Consider the following 21846-nt stretch of genomic DNA (forward strand, 5'->3'; position numbering starts at 1 on the left):
TGCCGTTGATTACACTGATGTCATTTCACACCGGATCACTAAATATCGTCAACCTGTCGCGGAAGATTTTTGTTGGGCTCCAGCGAAAACGCTGTACAGCATCCCCAACTTTCACATCAGTCACAGATCTCCTAGTTAAGGGGTGATCATCGGGGGTACTACATGTAGTGGCCACCCCCGACCCTGTGAACAATTCCAAGGTTTCTTCGGCGTGTCGCCACCCAGTCGGGCAAAACACATGGATCTCATTCGCACCATAAAAACCATGCGTCACGGCATGAAAAGAGGCGCCGGGAAGATAACTTCCCAGCGCCAAGACCTGTGCCTATCCCCAGGCTTTGCCCCAGCTAGCTGAGGTGTTTAGGCATCCGAGCTAAAACGCACGCCGGCGTCCGGAATGCTCACACCTGGGAAGACGCGCATGCCGCCCTGCAGCTCGCAACGCGCGCCGATGGTGGCACCTTCGCCGATGACGCAGTTGTCGATGTGCGCGTTGGCACCAATGTGCGCGCCCGAGGCAATGATGGAGTTGTTAATGATGGCGCCCGGCTCGATAGTGACGCCATCGAAGACCACTGTGCCGTCCAAGCGGCAGCCCGCCCCAATCACGGAACCGCGGCCCACGGCCGTGCCGGACAGCAGCAGTACGCCACCGGCGATACCCGCAGACTCATCCACGACAGACTCACCCGTGCGCCCCACCAACAGCGGCGAATGCGCGATACCGCGCACCAAGTCGGAGGAGCCGCGGACGAAATCATCCGGGCGGCCCATATCGCGCCAGTAGGAGTTATCCACGTGGCCTACCACCAGGCGGCCGGACTCCAGCAGCTGCGGGAAGGTCTCGCGCTCCACGGAGACCACGCGGCCAGCCGGAATCGTCTCGATGACATCCTTCTTGAACACGTAGCAACCGGCGTTGATCTGGTTCGTCGGCGGATCCTCGGTCTTTTCCAAGAAGGCCGTTACTCGGCCCTCGGAATCGGTAGGAACGCAGCCAAAGGCACGGGGATCAGCGACGTTGAGCAGGTGCATCGTCACGTCGGCGTCCTTGGAATGATGCGTATCAAGGATGCCGTTGAGATCCATGCCGGACAAAACGTCGCCGTTGAACACCATGACCGTGTCCTGGCGCAGCTTGTCATAGACGTTGCGGATACCGCCGCCGGTACCCAGCGCGGTCTCCTCCACCACGTACTCAATTTCCAGGCCCAGATCGGAGCCATCCCCGAAGTACTCCTCAAAGACCTCCGCCTTATAAGAAGTGGAGAGCACCACGTGCTCAATCCCGGCTTCCTTGATACGGGCGAGCAGGTGCTGGAGGAATGGGTAGTTGGCCGTGGGCAACATCGGCTTCGGCGTGCCAATCGTCAGCGGGCGCAGGCGGGTGCCGCGACCTCCCACCAGAATGACGGCATCGGCCGTCGATCCCCACTGGGGCGCTGATTCAGTCATATCGTTCCTTAATCTCTTTCAGATAAGTCACCGTTAGTGTATAGGCGCGCCTGACTCAGGAGCCGTCGCGGCACGCGCTTAAAATCAGCCCGCGCACCCGCAGCCCCAACCACAAGGCCGCGCGCAGCGGCGCCTGGTACCAGTGCGGGTGCCTATCCGCCTGGAAGCGGTAAGCCGAATCGTGGTGGGCGCGCAGCATCGCGCCACGATGCGCTTTCGTCGAGTGACCCTTAGCGTGGGTAATCACCGCCGTCGGGCACAGGATGTTGCGCCAGCCGGCGCGAGTGAAGCGGTCCCCTAAGTCCACGTCCTCCAAATACATGAAGTAGCGCTCATCAAAGCCACCAATCTGCTCGAAGGCCTCCCACCGCACCAGAAGGCAGGATCCAGACAGCCAACCTGCCGGGCGCTCGCTGTTCATATCGGCGTCATCGCGATAGGCGCGCGACCACGGATTGGACGGCCAAATAGTTCCGAACAGCGCGTGGCCGATACCCGTGAGCAGCGTCGGTACGGCGCGCGCCGAGGGGTAGTTGCTACCATCCGGCTCCACGATGCGCGGGCCTACCGCCGCGGCATCCGGGTGGCGGCGCGCGCACGCAATCAGCTCATCGAGGGAACCCTCACTGAAGGTCACATCCGGGTTGGCGATGAGGAAGAACTCGTCATCGACGCCGTGCGCACGGGCGAAGCGTGCGCCGGCATTCATTCCAGCGCCGTAGCCGATGTTTCCTCCAGTATCGAGGAATTCCACGTCATCATGCTCCCGCGCGGCGGCTTCCGGCACCCCATCGGTTGAGCCATTGTCGGCGAGAACGGTGAGGGTAGGAAGGGACGTCGCCAAGCGCAGCGACTCCAGGAAGTCGCTGAGGTAGCGGCCAGGCGAAAAGGTCACCGTGACCACGGCCAGGGGTTTCTGTAAATTCTTCACGATGCTCTTGAGAGTACCCAACGCCGGCGTGCGCACGCGCCCGCGACACTGCTTCACGGTTTTGCAGCGTGCTCACTTAAACTAGTCCCGTGACTTCCCCGAATTCCCCGCGCGCCGCCCGCCACATTCAGGCCGCGCCCTCGCAGTCCGCGCCCACCGCCCAACGAGGATCGACGCCACTCAAGGCCGTCGTCGCCTTCCTGTCCGCAGTGGTCCTCGTGCTCTCCGGCGTGGGTTACTTCACCGTGGGCAAGCTGGGAAATGACATCTCCTCCGCCTCCAATCTGGCACTCGGCAATCAGGGCGGTTTTAAGGACAACGGCCTCGATGGCGCGGTCGATATCTTGCTCGTGGGCAAGGACTCGCGCACCGATGCCAAGGGGAATCCGCTTTCCGAGCAGGAGCTGGCGGACCTGCATGCCGGTGTGGATGAGGGCGAGGAAAACACCGACACCATCATGGTGATCCGCATCCCCAATGATGGCTCGCGCGCCACGGCAGTATCCATTCCGCGCGATACCTATGTCCACGACGAGGACTTCGGAAACACGAAAATAAACGCCGTCTTTGCGCTGCACAAAGCAGACAAGATGGAGGAGTTGCAGCAGGAAAACGCGGAGGCTGAAGCCGCAGGAAACACCCCTCCCCACACCGAGAAAGAGATGGAGAAGGAGAGCACGGAGGCTGGCCGCGCTGGTCTCATTTCGATGGTGCACAAGCTCACTGATGTCAACGTCGACCACTACGCTGAGGTGGGTCTCTTGGGCTTCGTGCTGCTTACCGACGCCGTCGGGGGCGTCGACGTCTGCCTCAACGACGCCGTCGATGATCCGATGTCGGGCGCTAAATTCCCGGCTGGGCGCCAAACCTTGCAGGGCTCCGAGGGCCTGTCCTTCGTGCGCCAGCGCTATGAGCTACCGCGCGGTGACCTTGACCGCATCGTGCGCCAGCAGGCCTACATGGCATCGCTGACGTCGAAGGTTCTGGATTCGGGAACCCTGACCTCTCCGGGCAAGCTCAACAAGATTGCTGATGCCGTGGAGCGCTCCGTAGTCATCGACGATGGTTGGGACATCATGGGTTTTGTCACCCAGCTGGCCGGGCTGGCCGGCGGCAACGTGACCTTTACGACGATCCCGGTGACCTCAATTACCGGCGTGGGCGACTATGGCGAATCGGTGGTGACCATCGATACCGCAGAGGTCCACCGCTTCATGGAGGATCTGGCCAAGTCTCAGGAGAAGGCCGAGGAGGACGAAAAGTCCGAGGACGCCGCCACCGACAAGGCCGCCGAGGAAGGCGAGAAGCCCGTGGCTGAGAACCTCAACCTGCACGTCCTCAACGCCGGCAACGTCGACGGAATGGCCGGCGGAATCGGCGCGTGGTTGAAGAACGTGGGCTATACCGTGGAACGTACGGCCAACGCGCAGTCGGGTCTATACACCGAATCGCAGATTGTTGCCGCAGATGCCAACGACGAGCGCGCCCACGCCTTGGCTGAGCAGCTCGGCGGCCTGCCAGTCACGGCTAACGAAGAGCTCGAGCCGGACACCTTCATCGTGGTGGCTACGGATGACTACTCCGGCCCGAAGGATGACTCCGCGCAGGAAGAAGAGGCTGCTGCGGAGCCCGACCAAGGCGGCGACACCCAGCAGGTCGGCACCCCGGGCGATGACTTTGGTACCGCGGAGGTTTCGCCTGAGATCGACGCGGGCGGCGATGGCCCGCGCTGCGTGAACTAAAGACACCGTGGCGGGCTTGGCGCCCGCCACCTACGATGGGCGGACATGGAACTCCTTCAGCATCTCTTGTCCGCCGATGCCTCCGCTCCCCGCCTCAGCGTCTACAACGAAGCTGACGGCACCCGCATGGACTTCTCGGCGCAAACGCTGGAGAACTGGACCTCCAAGATTGCCAACATGCTGCTGGAAGAGCTCGACCTTGAGCCTGGAACCGATTCCCGCATACTCATCGACCTTCCTGTGTCGTGGCAGGCCGCCGTCATCGCTCTCGGCGCACTCGCCGCCGGAATCCCCTTCGACATAACCGACGGTGCGGCTGCCTCGCAGCCGCACGCCGACGATATCGCCGTGGTGTTCACCTCTCCGGAGGCCTACCTCAAGGCTGCGGCGGACGCGGGCTCCGGCTCTGCATCGGCCCCACTGGTCGACACGGTTCTGGTCACGCAGGATCCTTTTGGCCGCGGCGTTGTCGAAAGCGGCGGCGAGCTGCCGCTGGGCACCATCGACTTCGGCCCCACCGTGCGCTTCTACGGCGATCACTTCTACGGCACCACTACCCCGCTACCAGAGCTTTTCCCCACGGAGTTGGGCGCTGAACGCGTGCTTTCGCAGGGCTGGACGGACAGCGCTTCCTTCCAGCGGGCCGTCCTCGAACCACTGGCTGCGGGCGGCTCCGCCGTCATCGTGGCGGGCTTGTGCTCGGCCGACCGCTTGGAGGACATCGCAGACAACGAGAAGGTCACCGTCCGCTCCTAAACGCCGTCATGAGATAGTAGAGCAATGTTCAGCTGGCTTTATATCTTCATCGGCGTGCTCATCCTCGTGGGCACTATCTGCCAGGGAACCATCGGCTTTGGGCTGGGCACCATCGCCACCCCCATCTTGGCGCTGATTAAGCCGGAGCTGGTTCCCACGCTCATCCTCCTGCTGGCCTTCGTCATCTCAACTACCACGATGCTCAAAGCACGCTCGGCGGTGTCCTGGGACATCGTGGCTATTTCCTCCATCGCGCGAATACCCGGCTCACTCGCGGGTGCGTGGGCGATTGCTTCCCTCTCCCACCGCGGGCTCTCCCTTTTCATCGGCTGCGCCGTCATCTTTGCCATGACCTTGTCCAGCCTCGGCTGGTCTCCCAAGCGCACCACCGCCAACATTGCAGTCGCGGGCGCTGCTTCCGGGTTTCTGGGCACATCCACCTCCATTGGTGGCCCGCCCATGGCGTTGGTGCTCAAGGGCTACGACCCCGCCCGTGTGCGCGGCACCCTGTCGGGGACCTTCATCATCGGTTGCACCATCTCGCTGGCAATCTTGGGCTTGAGCGGGCAAATCACCAGCCTGCAGCTCACCGCCGCCGCGGCCTACCTGCCGGTAGCCATCGTGGGCCTCATCGCCGCCGGCTACCTCAACCGTTTCATCAACGCCAAGGTGCTCAACCGCATTGTCCTTGTGGTGGCTATCAGCGCGGCTGTGGCGCTCATTGTTGAGGGGCTGGTTGCTGCCTAGTATCCGCAACATGCCGTGAGTTTTCTTGCTCGACTGCTAGGACCGCAGCTCACCCCTCCCAACAGCCCTAGCTAACAAAACAAAGAACTCGCCTCAAGCCCTAGCGTGGGCTCGAGGCGAGCTTTTGTCCGTTACTCCAGTTTGGTTAGCGGTTGAGCTGGCATCGGAGAGGCTGCTCACTCAAGGCGCGCCCCATTTCCTCAGCTGCGAACAACTGAAGATTGGCCAAAGACCGTTCGGAGTAATAAGCGGCATGAGGGGTGAGGATAGTGTTCGGAGCGGTCCGAAGCGGGTGGCCTTCCTCGAGGGGCTCACTTTCCATGACGTCGAGTGCTAGGCCTCCTAAGCGGCCTTCGGACACTGCGCGTGCTGCCGCCTCAGTGTCAAGAAGCGCACCGCGGGCGGTGTTCACGATGATTGCTTCGTTCGACAGCTTGCCAATCTCAGCGTCACCAATGATGTGATACGTGCTGTCAGTAAGCGGGGCGTGGATTGAAACAACATCTGCTCGCGAAAGCAGTTCATCTAGTTCGACAACCTCAACGTTTTCCTTTGACAACAGATCTTTGTCAACAAAAGGATCGTAGGCAATGGTGGTCGCTCCAAAAGCTTGCATGCGCTTTGCAACTTTGAGACCAATTTGTCCAGTCCCGACAGTGGCATAAGTAAGATCCGAGACTGCCGGAATCCGCCCAACTTCTGGAGCAGCAATCCACCCGTCATTCGCACGAACAATATTCGAGTGGTAGGTCAAAACCTTTCTGACCGCTGCCAAGGCAAGCATTACAGTGTGGTCTGCGACTGTGTCAGCACCGTAATCTGGAACGTTGCAGACTCGGACCCCAAGTTCGGTTGCTGCTTGCATATCGATTGTCTCGTAGCCCATTCCATATCGAATCACGGTCGCACCGGGGGCAAGACTTTCGAGTACCTTACGGGTGATTTGGGCATAAGCGAGGATTACGACATCAGCACCCTTGGTAGCTGCGATAACTTCGTCTTCTTGGAGAACGTCGCTATGTACCTCAAGCGTTGCGCCGTTTTCAGCAGCAATTCGCTCTTCGTCAGCTAGGTTGGGAAATTCATGATCGGTGATTACTACACGCTTGTTAGTCATTGGTGCCACGTCCGTTCTTCAAGTCGTTAATGAAACCGGCTCGTGCTGCTGCGATATCACTGGACGTGGTGATGAAACGGAACCCTTGCTCTCGGCGTTTGTTAGCTTCAGTACCGTGGCTGCAATGGATTCCAGGAATTTTACCAGCGTCCTGGATGATTCCGAGGACTTTGGCGATAGCATCAGTTGTAACTTGCTCTTCCGGTCCCGGAGTCGAGCCGACAGCTAGCGCTAGGTCCGATGGGCCAATGTAAATTCCGTCGACTCCTTCGACACCACAGATTTCTTCTGCGTTGGAAAATCCTTCAGCGTTCTCAATCATGACGAAAAGAAGGGGAGGCTTGATATCAGAGGTGTTCACGGGGTCACCTTTGACAATCGGAGCGGTAGGGCCGAAGGAACGGTTTCCTCCGTGATCCGGATAACGGAGAGCGTCTGCAGCTGCCTTCGCCTGTTCCTTGTTGGAGACGAGAGGAACGATAATGGCTTCGATCCCAGCATCGGCGAGCATTCCAATTTCAGTGAATCGGTTGTCAGCGACTCGTGCCGTCACAAGAGAGTCACCGCCGGCGCGAATCGCGTCGCTGAGGCGGAGGATGTCTTCATTACGGGCGAAGCCATGCTGCATGTCGATACAGACGTAATCGAATCCAATGGCAGACGAAGCCCTAGCGAGGTCGGTGCTGGTAGTCATCAGCCACTGGCCGTGGTAGATTGCGCCGTTTGCGAGATTTTCGCGATGGTTAGTCATTGTGTACAACTCCTTAAAGTAGGCCGACGGAAAGCGCCGGGATGAAACTTACGATGAGGCCCACGAGAACCAAGAGGAGGAACCCGGGGATGATTGCGACCACTGTTTTTTGTGGTCGAATTTTGGCAACGCCGGAGGCGATAAACAAGTTAACGCCAAGGGGCGGGGTGATGAAGCCGATCGATAGAACGAGAACGACGATGACACCAATTTGAATGGGATCCATTCCTGCCAGTGATAAGACGGGAACAAGAATGGGGCTGATAATTGTGATCGCAGCAATTGTCTCCATGAAGGTGCCGAGCAAAACAAGAATCAGGTTCACGATGATAATGATCACCAGTGGGTTATCTGAAAGGTGACTCAAGGCATTTACGATAGCCTGAGGAGCTTCTTCGATGGTGAGGAAGAGACTAAATACTGCAGCTGCGGCGACAATAATCATCAGGCCGCTGGACGTCAGCGCAGCGGAGTTGAAGGTTTCCATGATGCCGCGGAAGTCCAGTTCCTTGTAGATAACCATGCTGACGAGGACTGCATAGACGACTGCAATGACAGCTGCCTCTGTAGGCGTGAAGATGCCGCCGTAGATTCCTCCGAGAATGATAATTGGTAGGAAGAGGCCTGCCTTTGCGCCGTTTACTTGGTGCAGTCGCTCTCTCAATGTGGACTTCTCGGTACGACCAACGTTGTTCTTCTTGGCGTAGTAGATAGCCCATCCAATAAGCACTACACCCATCAAGATTCCTGGGACGATCGCTGCAAGGAAGAGATCCCCGATACTCGTGCCTGTTACGACGCCGAAGATAACGAGGGGGATGGACGGGGGAATGACAACGCCAATCGTTCCAGCCGAGGCGATGAGAGCCGCGGAGAATTGCTTGGAATACCCTAGCTTGATCATCTCTGGAATCATGATGCCGCCGATTGCAGCTACGGTTGCGGGGCCCGACCCAGAAATCGCAGAGAAGAACATTGCGGTCAAGACCGCTGCAACTCCGACACCACCGGGAATATGCCCCACGAAGGAATTCGCCACATTGAACAGGCGGCGGGAAATGCCGCCCTTACCCATTATTAGGCCGGCAAGAATAAAGAAAGGAACGGCGAGAATCGGGAACGAGTCGTTTGCAGTAGTCAGGTATTGCGCAATCATTCCGTACGAGATACCGGGATTGAACAAGAAGATTGTGAGCAATCCTGCTGCAAGCAGTGAGTACGCAATCGGAATACCTAGGGCAAGTGCTGCGAAAAGCGTTATCAAGAGACAAGCCAGACTCATGATTGTGTCCTTTCGGCAAGTTCTAGCTCAAGGTTGTCATCCAAGAGGGGTGACGTTCCTAGCCAGATTTGGCCACTTGTTTGCAACATGCGGAGGCAACACAGCACGAGGCCGAACGGCAGAGCCGAGTAGACGACCCACATTGGAAGCTGAAGTGCTGCAGACGTTTGTCCGAGTTGAAAGAGGGTAGTCGCAATCTGTATTGCGAAAACAAGGAGGATGATGTTGACAATGAAGCAGGCGATGATTACAAACTGCATGGCAATCTTCTTGACCCCGCCTTTAAGCTTGGACGTCAGCACATCAATTGCAATGTGTTCTCCTCGAAGCGTCACGATTCCCAGGAGCAAGAAATTCATCCAAATGAACATGTATCGAGAAAGCTCCTCGCTCCACGAGAGCGAATTTTGAAGGATGAATCGTGAAAAGACTTGGACAAACAAGAGAATGGTCATGATGCCGAGGATTCCGGCGCCAATGTATTCATCAACGTAAAGCTTGTGGTGGGACGTGCCACGTGTTTCTTCGCTATGCACGGCTGGCCTCCACTGCTTTATTCATATCGTCAATAATTTGGTCTCCAAGCAACCCACGGAGGTATGACTCCGCTGCGGCGGACATGATCTCGCGCATTTGGTCGCGTTCATGGTTCGAGATATCGCGGATTTCCACTCCACCCTCAAGGATGGCGTTCTTCGACTTCTCTTCGTCTTTGATTGCTTCTTCTCGGCAGTATTGCGTGGAAAGCGTGCCTGCTTCCTTGACCAACTCCTGAAGTTCTAAAGGAAGTTCATCGAAGAATTTCTTACTCAAGAGGAGCGGCATGGGGGTGTACACATGGTTGGACATCACCATATACTTTTGAACTTCATAAAACTTTTGGGAGGCGATGAGAGCCAGTGGGTTTTCTTGGGCGTCAATCGTTCCCTGCTGAAGTCCTGTGTACACCTCAGTGAAAGCCATCGGTGTTGCACTGGCACCGGTGGCGTTCCATGCTCGGATCTGCGTCGGGTTCTCCAGTGTTCTAACTTTGAGGCCTTTGAGTCCTTGGGGGAGTTCCAAGTCTTTAACTTTGTGTGTCAGATTCCGGAATCCATTTTCCCAGTAACCCAACCCCACAATTTGAACATCCTCGAGTTCCTTCAGCCGTGCTTGTCCGAATTCACCGTCTAGCACTGTAAATGCTTCGTCCCGGGAATCGAACTTGAACGGCAAATCCCAGACGTTCATGTTCTTGGAAAACGCGGCGAGCGGAGAGGTTGACGGTGCGGTCGCCTGAATGTTGTTGAGCTGGACGGATTCAATGAGCTGTCGGTCTCCGCCGAAAACTCCATTGGGGAAAACCCTTGCGTTGATTCTTCCCTCGCTGCCCTTATTGATGTGATCTGCAAAAAGCATGTAAGCACGATGCGTAAAGTGATCGGTCGTCGTGGCATGAGCAATGACGAGATCGAACTCTGCTTTGGCTGAGGAACCAGCCGCACGCGAACCAGAGCAAGAGCTTAAAGTGCTGGATAGAGCCGCAGCGCCCATGGCTCCTAGGAATCCACGCCTAGAAATCCTTGTGTTTAAGACGCCTTGGGCCTTGGTCGAAATGCGCAACCCTGAACCCTCCTTTCCTTGTCTTGTGAGAGCTAATTAACTGTTTACTGTTAACAGTTAATTGTGGGATACAATACGGAGGTGCTACAACTGAGTCAAGAGTCATAGGAGAAAAAATGATCGTAAGGCAACAATCGCTGGGTGTTCAGGTAGCCGAGTCACTACGCATCGAGATCTTTTCAGGGGCTCTCCCAGAGGGGACCCCACTTACGGAGCCTTGGCTTTCTCGCGAATTTGAGGTGAGCCGGGGGCCGGTACGCGATGCAATTGCAAAGCTTGAAGCCGATGGCTTAATTCAGCAAGATGGGCGAAGCTACAAAGTGAGCGATCGCATTAATGAAGTGGTCAAAGAGCTGTATGAGCTTAGGTTTCTTTTGGAGCGCCGTGCAATTGAGATAGCGCTGGAAAGAGATGCCGACTGGTCCGCGACGACAGAAGCTTTGGATGCTTTTGCCCGGGCAGCGAACAGTAATGACTTGGACAGCGCAAGAGATGCAGACTTTCGATTCCATCAATCGTTCTTATCAGCTTCCGAAGGTCGACTCGCTTTGAGCATGTGGGAAATCTGTGAAAGGAATTTCAAAGCATTGCTCTTGGTCAACCGCGCTCAGGATGACGACATTCAAAATGAGGTCAAGATTCATGAAGAGTTACTCAACTCTGTTGCTGATGGATCGGGCTGGGAAGAGAAATTGCGTGAGCACTTCGAGATTGCCTCACACCGGTTTTCAAATCGGGAGAAGGCACTGTAGCTTACACTGACTTCATCTTGCCAAGAAAATAGTGTTGACGAGTATTCAAGTCACTGTGTGAATGGGCGAAGCTACCCTCACCGGAGTTGGCCCCTGATTTGGTAACTAATGCCAACCATACGAACCGGCGATAACCTTCAGCCCATTCGGTTACAAGAGTTGCCGAGTCCCCTGAATGGCCAATTGAGTCTTTCCTACACAGATCATTGAACGGTTTTGGCCGGTGCCCTATAGGGTTTGTGGGACTCTTCCCTAGCCAGATTGCATGAGCGAGTTTTCACTTGGCCGGGCACGAGCACCTGAACACCCAAGCCACAGGAGCCGTCAAAGATGAACCTGCCGCCCTTTTGCACCAAATCTTTGGCAACTGGGGCAGATTTATCCACCGCCCACCAAGCGCGCACACCGCTCAGCGCCAAGAACCAGACCCTAGCGAAGCGACCCCGCAATAAAACTACGGAAGCGCTCAGCAATCTGCGCAATTTCCTGCCCCGCGAAGTGCCCCGGGGACCACGCCGCCACCAGCGGCACACCGCCCAGAGTCCGTTCACCATCGACCACGTCGAAACCCACCAGCCGCGCCGGCTGCAGTTCTGTCATCAAGGCCACGGCTCGGCCCGAGCGGGCCAAGGCGCTCAAGGTTGCGGTGTCATCGCACTCGACATGCGAGCCCAAGGCACAGCCAGCCGTGCCCACGAAGGAATCCACCACCCCACGGGACACGCTGCGCCGCGAAGGCAGAGCCATCTTTTCTTGCAATAACCTTTTAACCTCCACGCTGGTCGAACCCGCGCACTCCAGCGCCAATGGGTGCGTCGGCAGCACCCAGGCGCGCACCGGAATCGTGCCCAACGCCAATGAGGCCACGTCATTGCCCGGCGGGATGGTGGCAATCACCACGTCGGCGGAGCCTTCCAGCGCGTCGAAGACGTCGTAGTGCGTAACCGGGGTCGTGGTGAGCAGTGGGATAGTCGAGCCAGCGGCCTCGATAAAGGGCGCAAGCAGAGTCGAAATCGTCGTCGGCGTAGCAGCCACGCGCAGCGCCGGGATACTGCCCGCGCGGAGTGCCTCCACCGCCTGCCCGGCGCGCGCGGATTCGGCGAGGAGGCGGCGGCACGTCGGAATGAGAGCGTGTGCCGCGTCGCTGAGCGCCAGTGCGGAACCGGCCCGCACGAAAAGCTCCAGGTCCAGCTCCTTTTCAAAGCGCCGCAGCTGCCGGCTCAGCGCCGGCTGGGTAATGCCCAGGCGCTCCGCGGCGGCAGTCACCGTGCCAGCTTCGGCAACCGCAAGGAAATATTTGGCCTTCACCATGTCCATTCCCTTACTTCTACCACTACCAATGCCTTGAGGGTATGGCTTTCCAGCTTTTTCGACATTAGACAACATGGCATCACCAAAGAATAATGAGACCACTACCACAACAACCCCAGGGAGGTTTCCATGTCACACGTCGGCGCCGCCATTGCCGAATCCCTCGCCGCGCACAACGTCACCCGCGCATTCCTCGTGCCCGGCGAAAGCTTCCTGCCCGTGCTCGACGGCCTCTACGATTCCCCCGTGAAGGCCATCGTCTGCCGCCACGAAGGCGGTGCCACCTACATGGCTGAAGCCCACGGCAAAGCCACCGGACAGCCCGGCGTCGCCATGGTCACCCGCGGCCCCGGCGCGGCCAACGCCTACGTGGGTATCCATACCGCCTGGCAGGATGCCACCCCGCTCGTCCTCTTCGTGGGCCTTATCCCCATCTCGGATCGTGACCGCGAGTCCTTCCAGGAATTCGATCCCAAGGCCTGGTTCGGCACCCAGGCCAAGCAGGTCTTCGTCCTCGATGATCCGTCGCGTGCCTCCCGCGTCGTGGCCGAAGCCTTCTTCCAAGCCCAGCAGGGCCGCCCCGGCCCCGTCATCGTGGGCCTGCCGGAGGATATTCTCCACCAGGAGTTCACCGGCAGCATCCACCCACCCATCCCGGTGTCGGAAGGCGCGCTTTCCGACGAGCACCTGGACCTCCTCTCCCGCGAACTAAGCCGCGCAGAGCGCCCACTCATTTTCGCCGGCGGCCCGCGCTGGACCCCGGAAGCCGCAGAGACGATCACCCGCTTCGCCGAAGAGCACCGCATCCCCATCATTCAAGACTTCCGCGCCGCTGACCGCGTGCCTTTCGACTCCCCCGCCAACGCCGGCTGGCTCGGCTATGGGCGCGACCCACGCGCGGCGCAACTTTTGGAAGCTGCCTCCCTCGTCATCGAAGTCGGTGCCGTTCTCGGTGATGTTCCTACCGACGGTTACACCTTGCGCCAGTCACCGCAGGCACGCAACATCGCCATCAACCCCGATACCAGTCTGCGAGGCCACTCGGTGGCGCTGGTAGAGCACATCGTGGCGAGCCCCGTGGCCTTCGCTCACACCCTGGACCGCCTGAGCGTCGAGGGCAAGGACAAGCGCGGCGAGTGGTTCGACGCCGCGCACGCGAACCACCTCGACTTCGCCACCCTCCCCGAGCCCGCGGACTATCGTCCCGGTAAAGAAGGCACCGCCCACATGGAGGCCGTCTTCGCAGCACTCCACGACCAGCTGCCCAAGGACTCGATCTACACCTTCGGCGCCGGCAACCACTGCATCTGGGCCCAGCAGTTCCTGCGCTCGCAGGTCTACCCCTCCCAGTTCAGCGTGCGCAACGGGTCGATGGGCTATTCCATCCCGGCCGCAGTAGCCACCAAGCTGCAGTTCCCGGAGCGCACCGTCGTCACCGTTGCCGGGGATGGCGAATACCTCATGAACGGCCAGGAGCTGGCCACCGCGCTGCAGTACGGCGCCCCCTTCCTCATCATCGTGATGTCCAACGGCGAGTTCGGAACCATCCGCGATCACCAGAAGAAGCACTTCCCCGATCGCGTTTCCGGCACGCAGCTTATAAACCCGGATTTCGCGGCGGTAGCCCGCGGCTTCGGCGCTCACGGTGAGCTCGTTACCGACGACTCGCAGGCACAAGAGGCAGTAGCCCGCGCCCTGCGCGCCATCGCCGAGGACGGCGTACCAGCGCTTCTCAACGTCATCACCGACCAGGCCCATTCCCTGCCTATCCCGCCCTCCCCGGTTTTGCACACCGACGAAACGCCCACCAGCTAAAGGAGGCTCACCATGAGCACGACACATACTCCTCCAACTTCGAATGCCGTACCCGCTAGCCAGCTGAAGGAAGGCGAGCACATTGTGGGCGATGGGGTCGTCGCCAAGCAGCGCCCCGCTGCCTCCACTGCATCGTGGATCATTACGCTCTTCGGCACCGCCGTGGGTGCTGGCATCCTCTTCCTACCGCTGAATGCCGGCGGTTTCGGGTTCTGGCCGCTGGTCTTTGCCACGGTTTTCATCTTCCCGTTGGTGTATTTTTCGCACCGCACCTATGCGCGGATTGTGGCGGGCGCGCCCACAAAGGACCACGGCAAGGACATCCTCGAGTTGGTCTCCCAGTATCTGGGCAAGGGCCAAGGAATCGTCTTCGCGGTGCTGTACTGGATCACGGTCTTTTCCACCGTCCTCATCTATGGTGTCTCCATCACCAACGCGGTGGATAGCTTCATTGTCAACCAGCTGGGTGGGCCGTCGCTCGACCGGTGGCTGCTGGCCATGCTCTGCGTGGGCGTGATGACCGGTGCCTTCGCCATCGGCCGCAAGCCGATGATCTGGCTGGCCCAGGTGCTGGTCTACCCGCTGATTATCGCCCTGGCCGTCACCTCCATCTACCTCATCCCGCGCTGGGACCTGCACAGCTTCATCCATTTCGATGACGGCTCGAATGGCTACGGCGGCATCATCAAGGGCATCTTCCTCATTCTGCCGGTGTTGGTCTTCTCCTTCTCCCACATGGCGGCGCTATCGCAATTCGCCATCGACATGCAGCCGCAATACGGCGAGAAGACCGAAAAGCGCGTTTCCCGCACGGAGTTCTACACCGCTATCTTGCTCGTCGTCTTCACCATGTTCTTCGTGTGGTCCTGCGTCCTCGCACTCGGCGCCGACGGTATGAATGAGGCCCTCGAGCAAAACATTCCGGTGCTCTCCTATTTCGCCAACGTCACTGGCACTCCGTTCATGGCTTACATGGCCCCCATCGTTGTTATCTGCGCCATCGTTTCTTCCTATTTCGGCCACATGCTCGGTACCGAAGAAGGCACGGAGTACCTGCTGAAGAACGCCGCGCCGAAACTGGCGGAGAAGGTCTCACACCGCACGCTGCTCAACATCATTTATCTCATCGCCTTCGTGTGCACCACGCTCGTGGCGATCTTTAACCCCTCCATCATTTCCATGATTTCGGTTGTCTCCGGTGTCTTCGTGGCGTTCATCGTCTACCTGGTTCCGGTGTATATGTTCAAGAAACTGGACGTGTACAAGCAATTCCGCAATGACCCGTGGAACTACTTCGTCTTCGGCATGGGCCTGCTGATTATGGCCGTGACCATCTGGGACATGATTTAGAAAGGACGTGAAAATGCTTCGTAATGATCTCTCAAGCTTCCCCGAGTACAAGGTGGGCAAGGACTTCCCCAACGCGCTCAAGCTCTCATCCAATGAGGTCCCCTTCCCACCCGCTGAGGACATCATCGCCGCGGTTGCCGACGCCGCCCGCACCACCAACCGCTACCAGCAGCCCGGCAGCCTGGAGCTCACCAACGCCTTGTGCAATTACCTGGGGGTTCCGGCGGATCACATCTTCGTCTCAGCGGGCTCCACGCCCATCCTGCAGGCCACCATCTTGGCGTCCTGCCACACCGGCGATGAGGTCATCGTGCCCTGGCGCAGCTTTGAGGCTTACCCCCTCTACGTGCGCATGGCCGGCGCGGAACCGATTCTGGTCCCACTCACGGAGGATTACCGCGTCGATCTGGAGGCAGTGCTCGGCGCACTGACGGAGAAGACCAAGCTCATCATCCTGTGCAACCCCAATAACCCGACGGGCACCGTCATCACGCGCGGTGAATTCCGCGCCTTCATGGACAAGGTGCCCAAAGATGTCGTCGTGCTGCTGGATGAGGCCTATTGGGAGTACAACGACGCCCCCGATACCCCAGATTCAGTCGAGGAATACCAGCGCTACCCCAACCTGCTTGGCGTGCGCACCTTCTCTAAGGCGTGGGGTTTGGCCGGCATGCGCGTGGGCTATGCGGTGGCGGGCGAAGAGATCATCAACGCGCTGCGTCTGCTCTCCCTGCCGCTGACGGTGACCGCCATGGCGGAAACCGCGGCCGTGGAAGTGCTCAAGCGCCACGACGAGCTTGCCGACGCCGTCGAGATCACCAAAGCACAACGCGACCGCGTCTGCGCGGAGCTGGGGGCCGAGAAGTCCTACGGCAACTTTGTGTGGCTGCCGCGCGCAGATGCCGCGGAGGTGGAGACGAAAATGCTCGATGAAGGCGTGGTCATCCGCCGCTACCTCGATGAGGGCGTGCGCGTGTCCATCACGGACGAAGCAGAAACTACCCAGTTCTTGGAGGCCTGGCGCCGCGCGGGCATTCAGCCCTGGCGGGGCTAAGTGGCCTCCTTTCACCCCCTCAGTCCAAGTACCCCATAAGCCAATACTGAGACAAATGACATAAAGTGCAGAACCCTTGCAATAAGTCACAATCCGCCCCATAATGGGGTGCAACCCATACACACTTCAATCATTGGAGGATGAAGCAATGTCCGGATTTCGCGTAGAAAACCCCGCTACCGGTGAGGTTCTTGAGACTTTTGACCACGCCACTGACCAGGAAATCCTGGCCGCCGTTGATGGCGCGCACGAGGCATTCCTCAGTTGGCGCGATACCCCGATCGAGGAGCGCGCCAAGCTAGTCACGCGCGTTGCCGAGCTCTTCGAAGAGCGCAAGGATGAGCTCGCTGAGATCATTGCAACCGAAATGGGCAAGCCGGTCTCCGAGGGCCTCGAGGAGGCTGAGTTCAGCGGCGCTATCTTTGCCTACTACGCCGACAACGGCCCGAAGTTCGCCGCCGACGAGGAAATCCCCGTCGAGATGGACGGCAAGGGCTACATCCAGCGCCTCCCTATCGGCACTCTGCTGGGCATCATGCCGTGGAACTTCCCTTACTATCAGGTCGCGCGCTTCGCCGCACCAAACCTGATGTTGGGCAATACCATCGTCTTGAAGCACGCCACCATCTGCCCGCGCTCCGCGCTTGCCATCCAGAAGATCATGGATGACGCCGGTGTGCCCAAGGGCGTCTACACCAACATCTTCGCAACCCATGAGCAGGCAGAGAAGATCATCGAGCACAAGGAGCTGCGCGGTGTGTCCCTCACCGGCTCCGAGCGCGCAGGTGCCGCGGTGGGTTCTCTGGCTGCGAAGAACCTCAAGAAGGCAGTACTCGAGCTCGGTGGCTCCGATCCTTACGTCATCCTCGACACCGATGACGTCAAGCAGGCAGCCAAGGATGCGTGGGAGACCCGCATGTACAACACCGGCCAGGCGTGCAACTCCAACAAGCGCCTGATTGTGATGGAGGATATCTACGACGAGTTCGTCGCTGAGCTGGTCGAGCTCGCGAAGGCCATGAAGCCGGGTACCCCGCAGGAGGCTTCCGAAACTGTCTACACCCCGTTGTCTTCGCGCAGCGCGGCAGAAAACCTCAAGGATCAGATCGACCGCACCGTGGCGGCCGGCGCCACTCTGCACGTCGGCGGCGAGCTCGTCGATGAGAAGTCTTCCTACTTCAGCCCCGCCGTGCTGACCGATGTTCCGGTTGGCTCTGATGTCTACTACGAAGAGCTCTTCGGCCCGGTGGCCACCGTGTTCAAGGTCAGCAGCGACGAAGAGGCGCTGGAGCTGGCCAACGACACCCAGTACGGCCTGGGCGGTTGCGTCTTCTCCAAGGACGTCGAGCGCGCCGAGAAGATTGCCCAGCGCCTGGAGGTCGGCATGTCCAACGTCAACACCTACGCGGCGGAGGGCGCCGAAGTCCCCTTCGGTGGCGTGAAGAACTCCGGTTACGGCCGCGAGCTCGGCCCCTATGGCATGGATGAGTTCGTCAACAAGCGCACCTACTTCGTGGCCAACTAAGGAGATTCCATGACTTCACTAGGAAACTTTGTCCTCGAGGTTCACACCGCGCTTTTCGACGGCCACGATACCTCGGTCCTGGACAAGCACTTCGCCGATAACTTTGTGGAGCACTCTCCCCTCATCGCTAATGATGCAGAAGGGCTCAAGAAATTTGTCGCGGATCTGGGCGAGGGACTGAAGTACACCAACGCCCGCGTGATTACGGATGAAGCCAACGGCCTCGTTGCTTTGCATGGTCGCTTCGACGGCATCGAGGATGAGCCCTTCGTCGGTTTCGATATTTACCGCGTCGAGGGCGACAAGATTGTCGAGCACTGGGACAACCTCGTTCCCTTGGCAGAACCGAACGCAAGCGGCCGCACGCAGCTCGATGGCGCTACCGAAATCGGTGATGAGAGCCTCACCGAGCAGAACCGAGAGTTCGTCATCGAGTTCTTCACCCGCTCGCTCATCGGCGCTGATTACTCCGGTTTCATCGAAAACACCCGCGATGATCAGTTTGCCCAACATTCCCCTGACATCGCCGATGGTGCCGAAAACTGCGTCGACTTCCTCACCAAGCTGAAGGAAGATGGCGAGGGGCTGGAGTATGAGCGCATCCACCGCACGATTGCGCAGGGACAGTTCGTTCTGACCCATTCAGAAGGCAGCATCGCTGGTGCGCGCCATTCCTATTGCGAGCTGTGGCGCGTCGAGGACGGCAAGCTCGTCGAAATGTGGGATGCCATTTCTGAGGTCCCGTCCGATGACGAGGCACTTCATGACCACGGCATCTTCTAAGCCAACGCACCTCTAGGCCATAGCCTAGGCCGCACGCCGAAAGGCTGGGCCGCTCCAAATTCCTGGAGCTGCCCAGCCTTTCCGTCTTTTCGGCACGATCTGCAACTAGGTCTGAGCCACAACTGCCCGATCTGCCAAAGTTGTCGCCCCAGCCTCAAGATCTGGCCAGAACTTTGGCAAGTAGGCGGGTGTCGCGTCTAAAAGCCGGTGCTACGCCCAGCCTGCCGGCACCAGCCCAAAGATGGAAATGATCGAGTAGATGAAGGCCAAGACGTAGACCACGATGATGGTGCCCTGGATTACCGGGTGTGCGAGTCCGCCCACGTTCCAGCCTGGGTCGCGGTCGCCCTTCTTTCGGGAAGCGTGCAACAGCATCACCGGGATGACGGACATGATGGCGCCCGCGAAACCACCAGCATAGGACAACGCCGCAACGAAGCCGCCGAGACCAGCAATGGAAATCACCAATGGCGGAACAACCGTCAGTGCTACTGCCACGATGCGCTGTCCCTTCACGCCTTCCCAGTGGAAGATGTCCAAGACATTGCGCATGGTGGTAAAACCAATCGCCAGGAACGAGGTCAACATAGCCGCCAGGGCAAAGATATTGGCCATGTAGTAGGCCACCGGGCCAAGGGCCTCGCCCCACGCGATGGTTACTACTTCGGTGACCTCCATGCCGAGCAGACCCAGGGCAGCAAAAGGAACCAACGCCAGGGTAAAGCCCGTGATGACCATGCCCATAACGATTGCCCGCGCGGTCTGCTGCGGTTTAGCCGGGTCCATGCCTTGCACCAGCTCCGGAACCACGTACTGCGCCAAGAAAGAAAACACCGCCAGGTTCAGAATCGGGACGATGAAGAAGGGGTGAAGAACCAAAAGGTTCTCAATCTTGATTCCCGGGCCTAGGATCGTCCATCCGCACAGGACAGCGATGATGATGGCCATGCCTGCGGTGATGGCTCCTTCAGTCTTACCCGTGGTGTGCAGCCCGCGGTACATCACCCAGGAACCGAACCCAAAGAAGATCAGCGTGCCGAGGACCGGCGACAACCCGAAAATATTGTTGATCAGGTCGCCCGAACCAGCGGCATAAGCAATGAGCGCGCCGATGCCGTTGACGATGATGGCCACGAAAACCAACCACCGGCCCCATTGCCCCAGGTAATGTTCCGCCAATCCGGAAACCTGTAGCGGCGCCTTGGTGCGCATGGCAGACTCCGCCACGTACAGCATAGAAATGGTCGTCAGCGTACCGGCCACGAGCAAGGCGATAACGAGTGCGAGGAATCCTCCGTTGCGAGCGGCATAAGGAATGGAAAGGACTCCAGCACCGATGTTGGTGCCGAAAATAAGGGCGATGCCCTGCACGAAGGACAGCGCGGGTTTGAATTCCGCCGTGGACTCATCCCTCTGCGGCACGGAAATGTTGTTGGACAAAGACTTCTCCGATAACTAAGGACTAATAAAACAGGAGCTCACCCGGAAAGATCCGGGTGAGCGACAAAATGAACTACTTGTATTCGTTGAACTGCTTCACGACGACCTGCAGCGCTTCACGCCACAAATCTTCCGGAATAGCCAGGGAAGGTAGAAAACGGATGACGTTGTGGTCGAGGCCGCAGGTCAGCAGCAGGACGCCTTCGGCCTTTGCGGCGTCGGCAATCTTGTGCACCAGCTCGGAGTCCGGCTCACCCTCAGCGGTGACGAATTCGAGGGCAAGCATGGCGCCACGGCCGCGGAACTCGGCCACGCGCTCATCACCCAGGATCGGCTCCAGCTCCTCGCGGGCAACCTTTTCCAGGTTCTGAGCACGCGCACCGAAGTCCTTCTCTTCGAATTCCTTGAAGGTTGCCAGCGCAGCCGCGCAGGCCACCGGGTTACCGGTGTAGGTGCCGCCCAGGCCACCTGGCTGCGGGGCATCCATAATTTCTGCACGGCCAGTTACCGCAGACAGCGGCATGCCGGAAGCAATGCCCTTCGCAATGGTCACCATGTCCGGAACGATGCCCTCATGGTCAGAGGCGAACCACGTACCGGTGCGCATCATGCCTGCCTGGATCTCGTCGACGATGAAGACCACGTCGTTGTCGTTGCACCACTTCTGGATTGCTGTGAGGTAGCCCTCGGCAGGGACGACGAAACCGCCCTCGCCCTGGATCGGCTCAGCGACAACGCAGGCCAGGTTGGCTGCGCCGACTTCCTGCTCAATCATGGTGATGGTCTTCTTGGCAGCCTCGGCGCCGCTCAGGCCGTCACGCAGCGGGTAGGACATCGGGGCGCGGTAGATCTCCGGCGCGAAGGGACCGAAGCCATTCTTGTAGGGCGACTGCTTGGCGGTCATCGCCATGGTCAGGTTGGTGCGTCCATGGAAGGCGCGGTCCATGACGACAACGCCGCGCTTGCCGGTGTAGTTGCGGGCAATCTTCACGGCATTCTCAACAGCCTCCGCGCCGGAGTTGAACAGCGCAGTCTTTTTCGGGTGATCACCCGGGGTGACCTCGTTGAGTTTTTCTGCCACGGCCACGTAGGACTCGTACGGGGAAATGGTGAAGGAGGTGTGGGTGAAGTGTGCAACAGCTTCCTGCACCGCGGCCACGACGGCCGGGTTAGAAGCACCAGCGGAGGTCACGGCGATGCCGGAGGCAAGGTCGATGAAGCGGTTGCCGTCGGCGTCGGCAAGAATGCCGCCATCCGCGTCCACCACGTAGCCCGGAAGCGAGGGCGCCATGCCCGCGGGGAGAGCATTCTTGCGACGCTCATCCAGGGCGGCGCTCTTCGGACCCGGGACCTGCTGGCCCAGGTGGCGGGACTGCTCAATGTGGTACTGAAGTTCCTGCATGGTCTTCCTTTTGTGTTGGGATGAATAGGAT

The 21846-nt window shown here is 59.1% G+C and carries 19 protein-coding genes; 9 read left to right on the top strand and 10 right to left on the bottom strand.

What is annotated here, in order from left to right:
- Positions 1–360 precede the first annotated feature (360 nt).
- Both HMPREF2807_RS09475 and HMPREF2807_RS09480 read right to left on the bottom strand, forming a co-directional pair.
- Complete coding sequence (locus tag HMPREF2807_RS09475; protein ID WP_049156050.1) at positions 361–1455, bottom strand: mannose-1-phosphate guanylyltransferase; 1095 nt, start codon at positions 1453–1455, stop codon at positions 361–363.
- Positions 1456–1510: 55 nt separating this feature from the next.
- Positions 1511–2386 (bottom strand): glycosyltransferase family 2 protein, encoded by an 876-nt coding sequence (locus HMPREF2807_RS09480; RefSeq protein WP_369816151.1) that lies wholly within the window; start codon positions 2384–2386, stop codon positions 1511–1513.
- 89 nt (positions 2387–2475) lie between these two features.
- Between HMPREF2807_RS09480 and HMPREF2807_RS09485 the strand changes: the two genes are divergently transcribed.
- From HMPREF2807_RS09485 to HMPREF2807_RS09495, 3 genes are read left to right on the top strand one after another with little or no spacing between them, the layout of a single operon-like run.
- The gene (locus HMPREF2807_RS09485; protein WP_232751660.1) at positions 2476–4128 is read left to right on the top strand and encodes an LCP family protein; all 1653 of its coding nucleotides are present in this window, start codon (positions 2476–2478) and stop codon (positions 4126–4128) included.
- Positions 4129–4173: 45 nt separating this feature from the next.
- On the top strand, positions 4174–4884 hold the full coding sequence (locus tag HMPREF2807_RS09490; RefSeq protein ID WP_070512253.1) for a TIGR03089 family protein: 711 nt from the start codon (positions 4174–4176) through the stop codon (positions 4882–4884).
- A 24-nt stretch (positions 4885–4908) separates the two neighbouring features.
- A complete protein-coding gene (locus HMPREF2807_RS09495) occupies positions 4909–5631 on the top strand; it encodes a sulfite exporter TauE/SafE family protein (protein ID WP_070512256.1) in 723 nt (240 codons plus the stop codon).
- A 145-nt stretch (positions 5632–5776) separates the two neighbouring features.
- Here HMPREF2807_RS09495 and HMPREF2807_RS09500 read toward each other — a convergent pair whose 3' ends face one another.
- The 5 genes from HMPREF2807_RS09500 to HMPREF2807_RS09520 are packed head-to-tail and all read right to left on the bottom strand — an operon-like array spanning position 5777 to position 10314.
- Positions 5777–6748 carry a C-terminal binding protein gene (locus tag HMPREF2807_RS09500; protein ID WP_070512259.1) on the bottom strand — a complete coding sequence of 324 codons (972 nt, stop codon included), beginning with the start codon at positions 6746–6748 and terminating at the stop codon, positions 5777–5779.
- Entirely contained in the window at positions 6741–7499 is a 759-nt protein-coding gene (locus HMPREF2807_RS09505) for an HpcH/HpaI aldolase family protein (RefSeq protein ID WP_070512263.1), read from the bottom strand. The genes HMPREF2807_RS09500 and HMPREF2807_RS09505 overlap by 8 nt, the downstream gene beginning before the upstream one ends.
- Before the next feature lie 13 nt (positions 7500–7512).
- Positions 7513–8781 (bottom strand): TRAP transporter large permease, encoded by a 1269-nt coding sequence (locus tag HMPREF2807_RS09510; protein WP_070512267.1) that lies wholly within the window; start codon positions 8779–8781, stop codon positions 7513–7515.
- A complete protein-coding gene (locus tag HMPREF2807_RS09515) occupies positions 8778–9317 on the bottom strand; it encodes a TRAP transporter small permease (RefSeq protein WP_070512270.1) in 540 nt (179 codons plus the stop codon). Before HMPREF2807_RS09515 ends, HMPREF2807_RS09510 begins: the two co-directional genes overlap by 4 nt.
- Positions 9310–10314 (bottom strand): TRAP transporter substrate-binding protein, encoded by a 1005-nt coding sequence (locus HMPREF2807_RS09520; RefSeq protein ID WP_070512275.1) that lies wholly within the window; start codon positions 10312–10314, stop codon positions 9310–9312. Before HMPREF2807_RS09520 ends, HMPREF2807_RS09515 begins: the two co-directional genes overlap by 8 nt.
- A 185-nt stretch (positions 10315–10499) precedes the next feature.
- Here HMPREF2807_RS09520 and HMPREF2807_RS09525 point away from each other — a divergent pair, with 185 nt between their 5' ends.
- Positions 10500–11135 carry a GntR family transcriptional regulator gene (locus HMPREF2807_RS09525; RefSeq protein ID WP_070512278.1) on the top strand — a complete coding sequence of 212 codons (636 nt, stop codon included), beginning with the start codon at positions 10500–10502 and terminating at the stop codon, positions 11133–11135.
- 429 nt (positions 11136–11564) lie between these two features.
- Here the strand turns inward: HMPREF2807_RS09525 and HMPREF2807_RS09530 are convergent, their stop codons facing one another.
- A complete protein-coding gene (locus HMPREF2807_RS09530; protein ID WP_232745467.1) occupies positions 11565–12446 on the bottom strand; it encodes a LysR family transcriptional regulator in 882 nt (293 codons plus the stop codon).
- Positions 12447–12575: 129 nt separating this feature from the next.
- On the opposite strand from HMPREF2807_RS09530, the gene HMPREF2807_RS09535 reads away from it, so the two are divergent.
- From HMPREF2807_RS09535 to HMPREF2807_RS09555, 5 genes are all read left to right on the top strand, one after another.
- Entirely contained in the window at positions 12576–14261 is a 1686-nt protein-coding gene (locus HMPREF2807_RS09535; protein WP_070512282.1) for a thiamine pyrophosphate-dependent enzyme, read from the top strand.
- A 12-nt stretch (positions 14262–14273) separates the two neighbouring features.
- A complete protein-coding gene (locus HMPREF2807_RS09540) occupies positions 14274–15611 on the top strand; it encodes an aromatic amino acid transport family protein (RefSeq protein WP_070512285.1) in 1338 nt (445 codons plus the stop codon).
- 13 nt (positions 15612–15624) lie between these two features.
- A complete protein-coding gene (locus HMPREF2807_RS09545; RefSeq protein WP_070512288.1) occupies positions 15625–16665 on the top strand; it encodes a histidinol-phosphate transaminase in 1041 nt (346 codons plus the stop codon).
- A 148-nt stretch (positions 16666–16813) separates the two neighbouring features.
- Positions 16814–18190 (top strand): NAD-dependent succinate-semialdehyde dehydrogenase, encoded by a 1377-nt coding sequence (locus tag HMPREF2807_RS09550; protein WP_070512293.1) that lies wholly within the window; start codon positions 16814–16816, stop codon positions 18188–18190.
- A gap of 9 nt (positions 18191–18199) precedes the next feature.
- Complete coding sequence (locus HMPREF2807_RS09555) at positions 18200–18973, top strand: nuclear transport factor 2 family protein (protein WP_070512296.1); 774 nt, start codon at positions 18200–18202, stop codon at positions 18971–18973.
- Positions 18974–19183: 210 nt separating this feature from the next.
- Here HMPREF2807_RS09555 and HMPREF2807_RS09560 read toward each other — a convergent pair whose 3' ends face one another.
- Both HMPREF2807_RS09560 and gabT read right to left on the bottom strand, forming a co-directional pair.
- Complete coding sequence (locus tag HMPREF2807_RS09560) at positions 19184–20413, bottom strand: aromatic amino acid transport family protein (RefSeq protein ID WP_070512299.1); 1230 nt, start codon at positions 20411–20413, stop codon at positions 19184–19186.
- A gap of 73 nt (positions 20414–20486) precedes the next feature.
- Entirely contained in the window at positions 20487–21815 is a 1329-nt protein-coding gene (gene gabT, locus HMPREF2807_RS09565; protein WP_070512302.1) for a 4-aminobutyrate--2-oxoglutarate transaminase, read from the bottom strand.
- Positions 21816–21846: the final 31 nt, after the last annotated feature.

The sequence above is a fragment of the Corynebacterium sp. HMSC074A09 genome (assembly GCF_001811545.1).
Lineage (GTDB): Bacteria > Actinomycetota > Actinomycetes > Mycobacteriales > Mycobacteriaceae > Corynebacterium > Corynebacterium hiratae.

Excerpts from the sequence above, each read along its gene's own strand:
- HMPREF2807_RS09530 (WP_232745467.1), bottom strand. The coding sequence starts at position 12,446 with ATGGTGAAGGCCAAATATTTCCTTGCGGTTGCCGAAGCTGGCACGGTG.
- HMPREF2807_RS09545 (WP_070512288.1), top strand. The coding sequence starts at position 15,625 with ATGCTTCGTAATGATCTCTCAAGCTTCCCCGAGTACAAGGTGGGCAAG.
- HMPREF2807_RS09540 (WP_070512285.1), top strand. The coding sequence starts at position 14,274 with ATGAGCACGACACATACTCCTCCAACTTCGAATGCCGTACCCGCTAGC.
- HMPREF2807_RS09495 (WP_070512256.1), top strand. The coding sequence starts at position 4,909 with ATGTTCAGCTGGCTTTATATCTTCATCGGCGTGCTCATCCTCGTGGGC.
- HMPREF2807_RS09490 (WP_070512253.1), top strand. The coding sequence starts at position 4,174 with ATGGAACTCCTTCAGCATCTCTTGTCCGCCGATGCCTCCGCTCCCCGC.
- HMPREF2807_RS09525 (WP_070512278.1), top strand. The coding sequence starts at position 10,500 with ATGATCGTAAGGCAACAATCGCTGGGTGTTCAGGTAGCCGAGTCACTA.
- gabT (WP_070512302.1), bottom strand. The coding sequence starts at position 21,815 with ATGCAGGAACTTCAGTACCACATTGAGCAGTCCCGCCACCTGGGCCAG.
- HMPREF2807_RS09500 (WP_070512259.1), bottom strand. The coding sequence starts at position 6,748 with ATGACTAACAAGCGTGTAGTAATCACCGATCATGAATTTCCCAACCTA.
- HMPREF2807_RS09535 (WP_070512282.1), top strand. The coding sequence starts at position 12,576 with ATGTCACACGTCGGCGCCGCCATTGCCGAATCCCTCGCCGCGCACAAC.
- HMPREF2807_RS09505 (WP_070512263.1), bottom strand. The coding sequence starts at position 7,499 with ATGACTAACCATCGCGAAAATCTCGCAAACGGCGCAATCTACCACGGC.
- HMPREF2807_RS09520 (WP_070512275.1), bottom strand. The coding sequence starts at position 10,314 with ATGGGCGCTGCGGCTCTATCCAGCACTTTAAGCTCTTGCTCTGGTTCG.
- HMPREF2807_RS09475 (WP_049156050.1), bottom strand. The coding sequence starts at position 1,455 with ATGACTGAATCAGCGCCCCAGTGGGGATCGACGGCCGATGCCGTCATT.
- HMPREF2807_RS09555 (WP_070512296.1), top strand. The coding sequence starts at position 18,200 with ATGACTTCACTAGGAAACTTTGTCCTCGAGGTTCACACCGCGCTTTTC.
- HMPREF2807_RS09550 (WP_070512293.1), top strand. The coding sequence starts at position 16,814 with ATGTCCGGATTTCGCGTAGAAAACCCCGCTACCGGTGAGGTTCTTGAG.
- HMPREF2807_RS09510 (WP_070512267.1), bottom strand. The coding sequence starts at position 8,781 with ATGAGTCTGGCTTGTCTCTTGATAACGCTTTTCGCAGCACTTGCCCTA.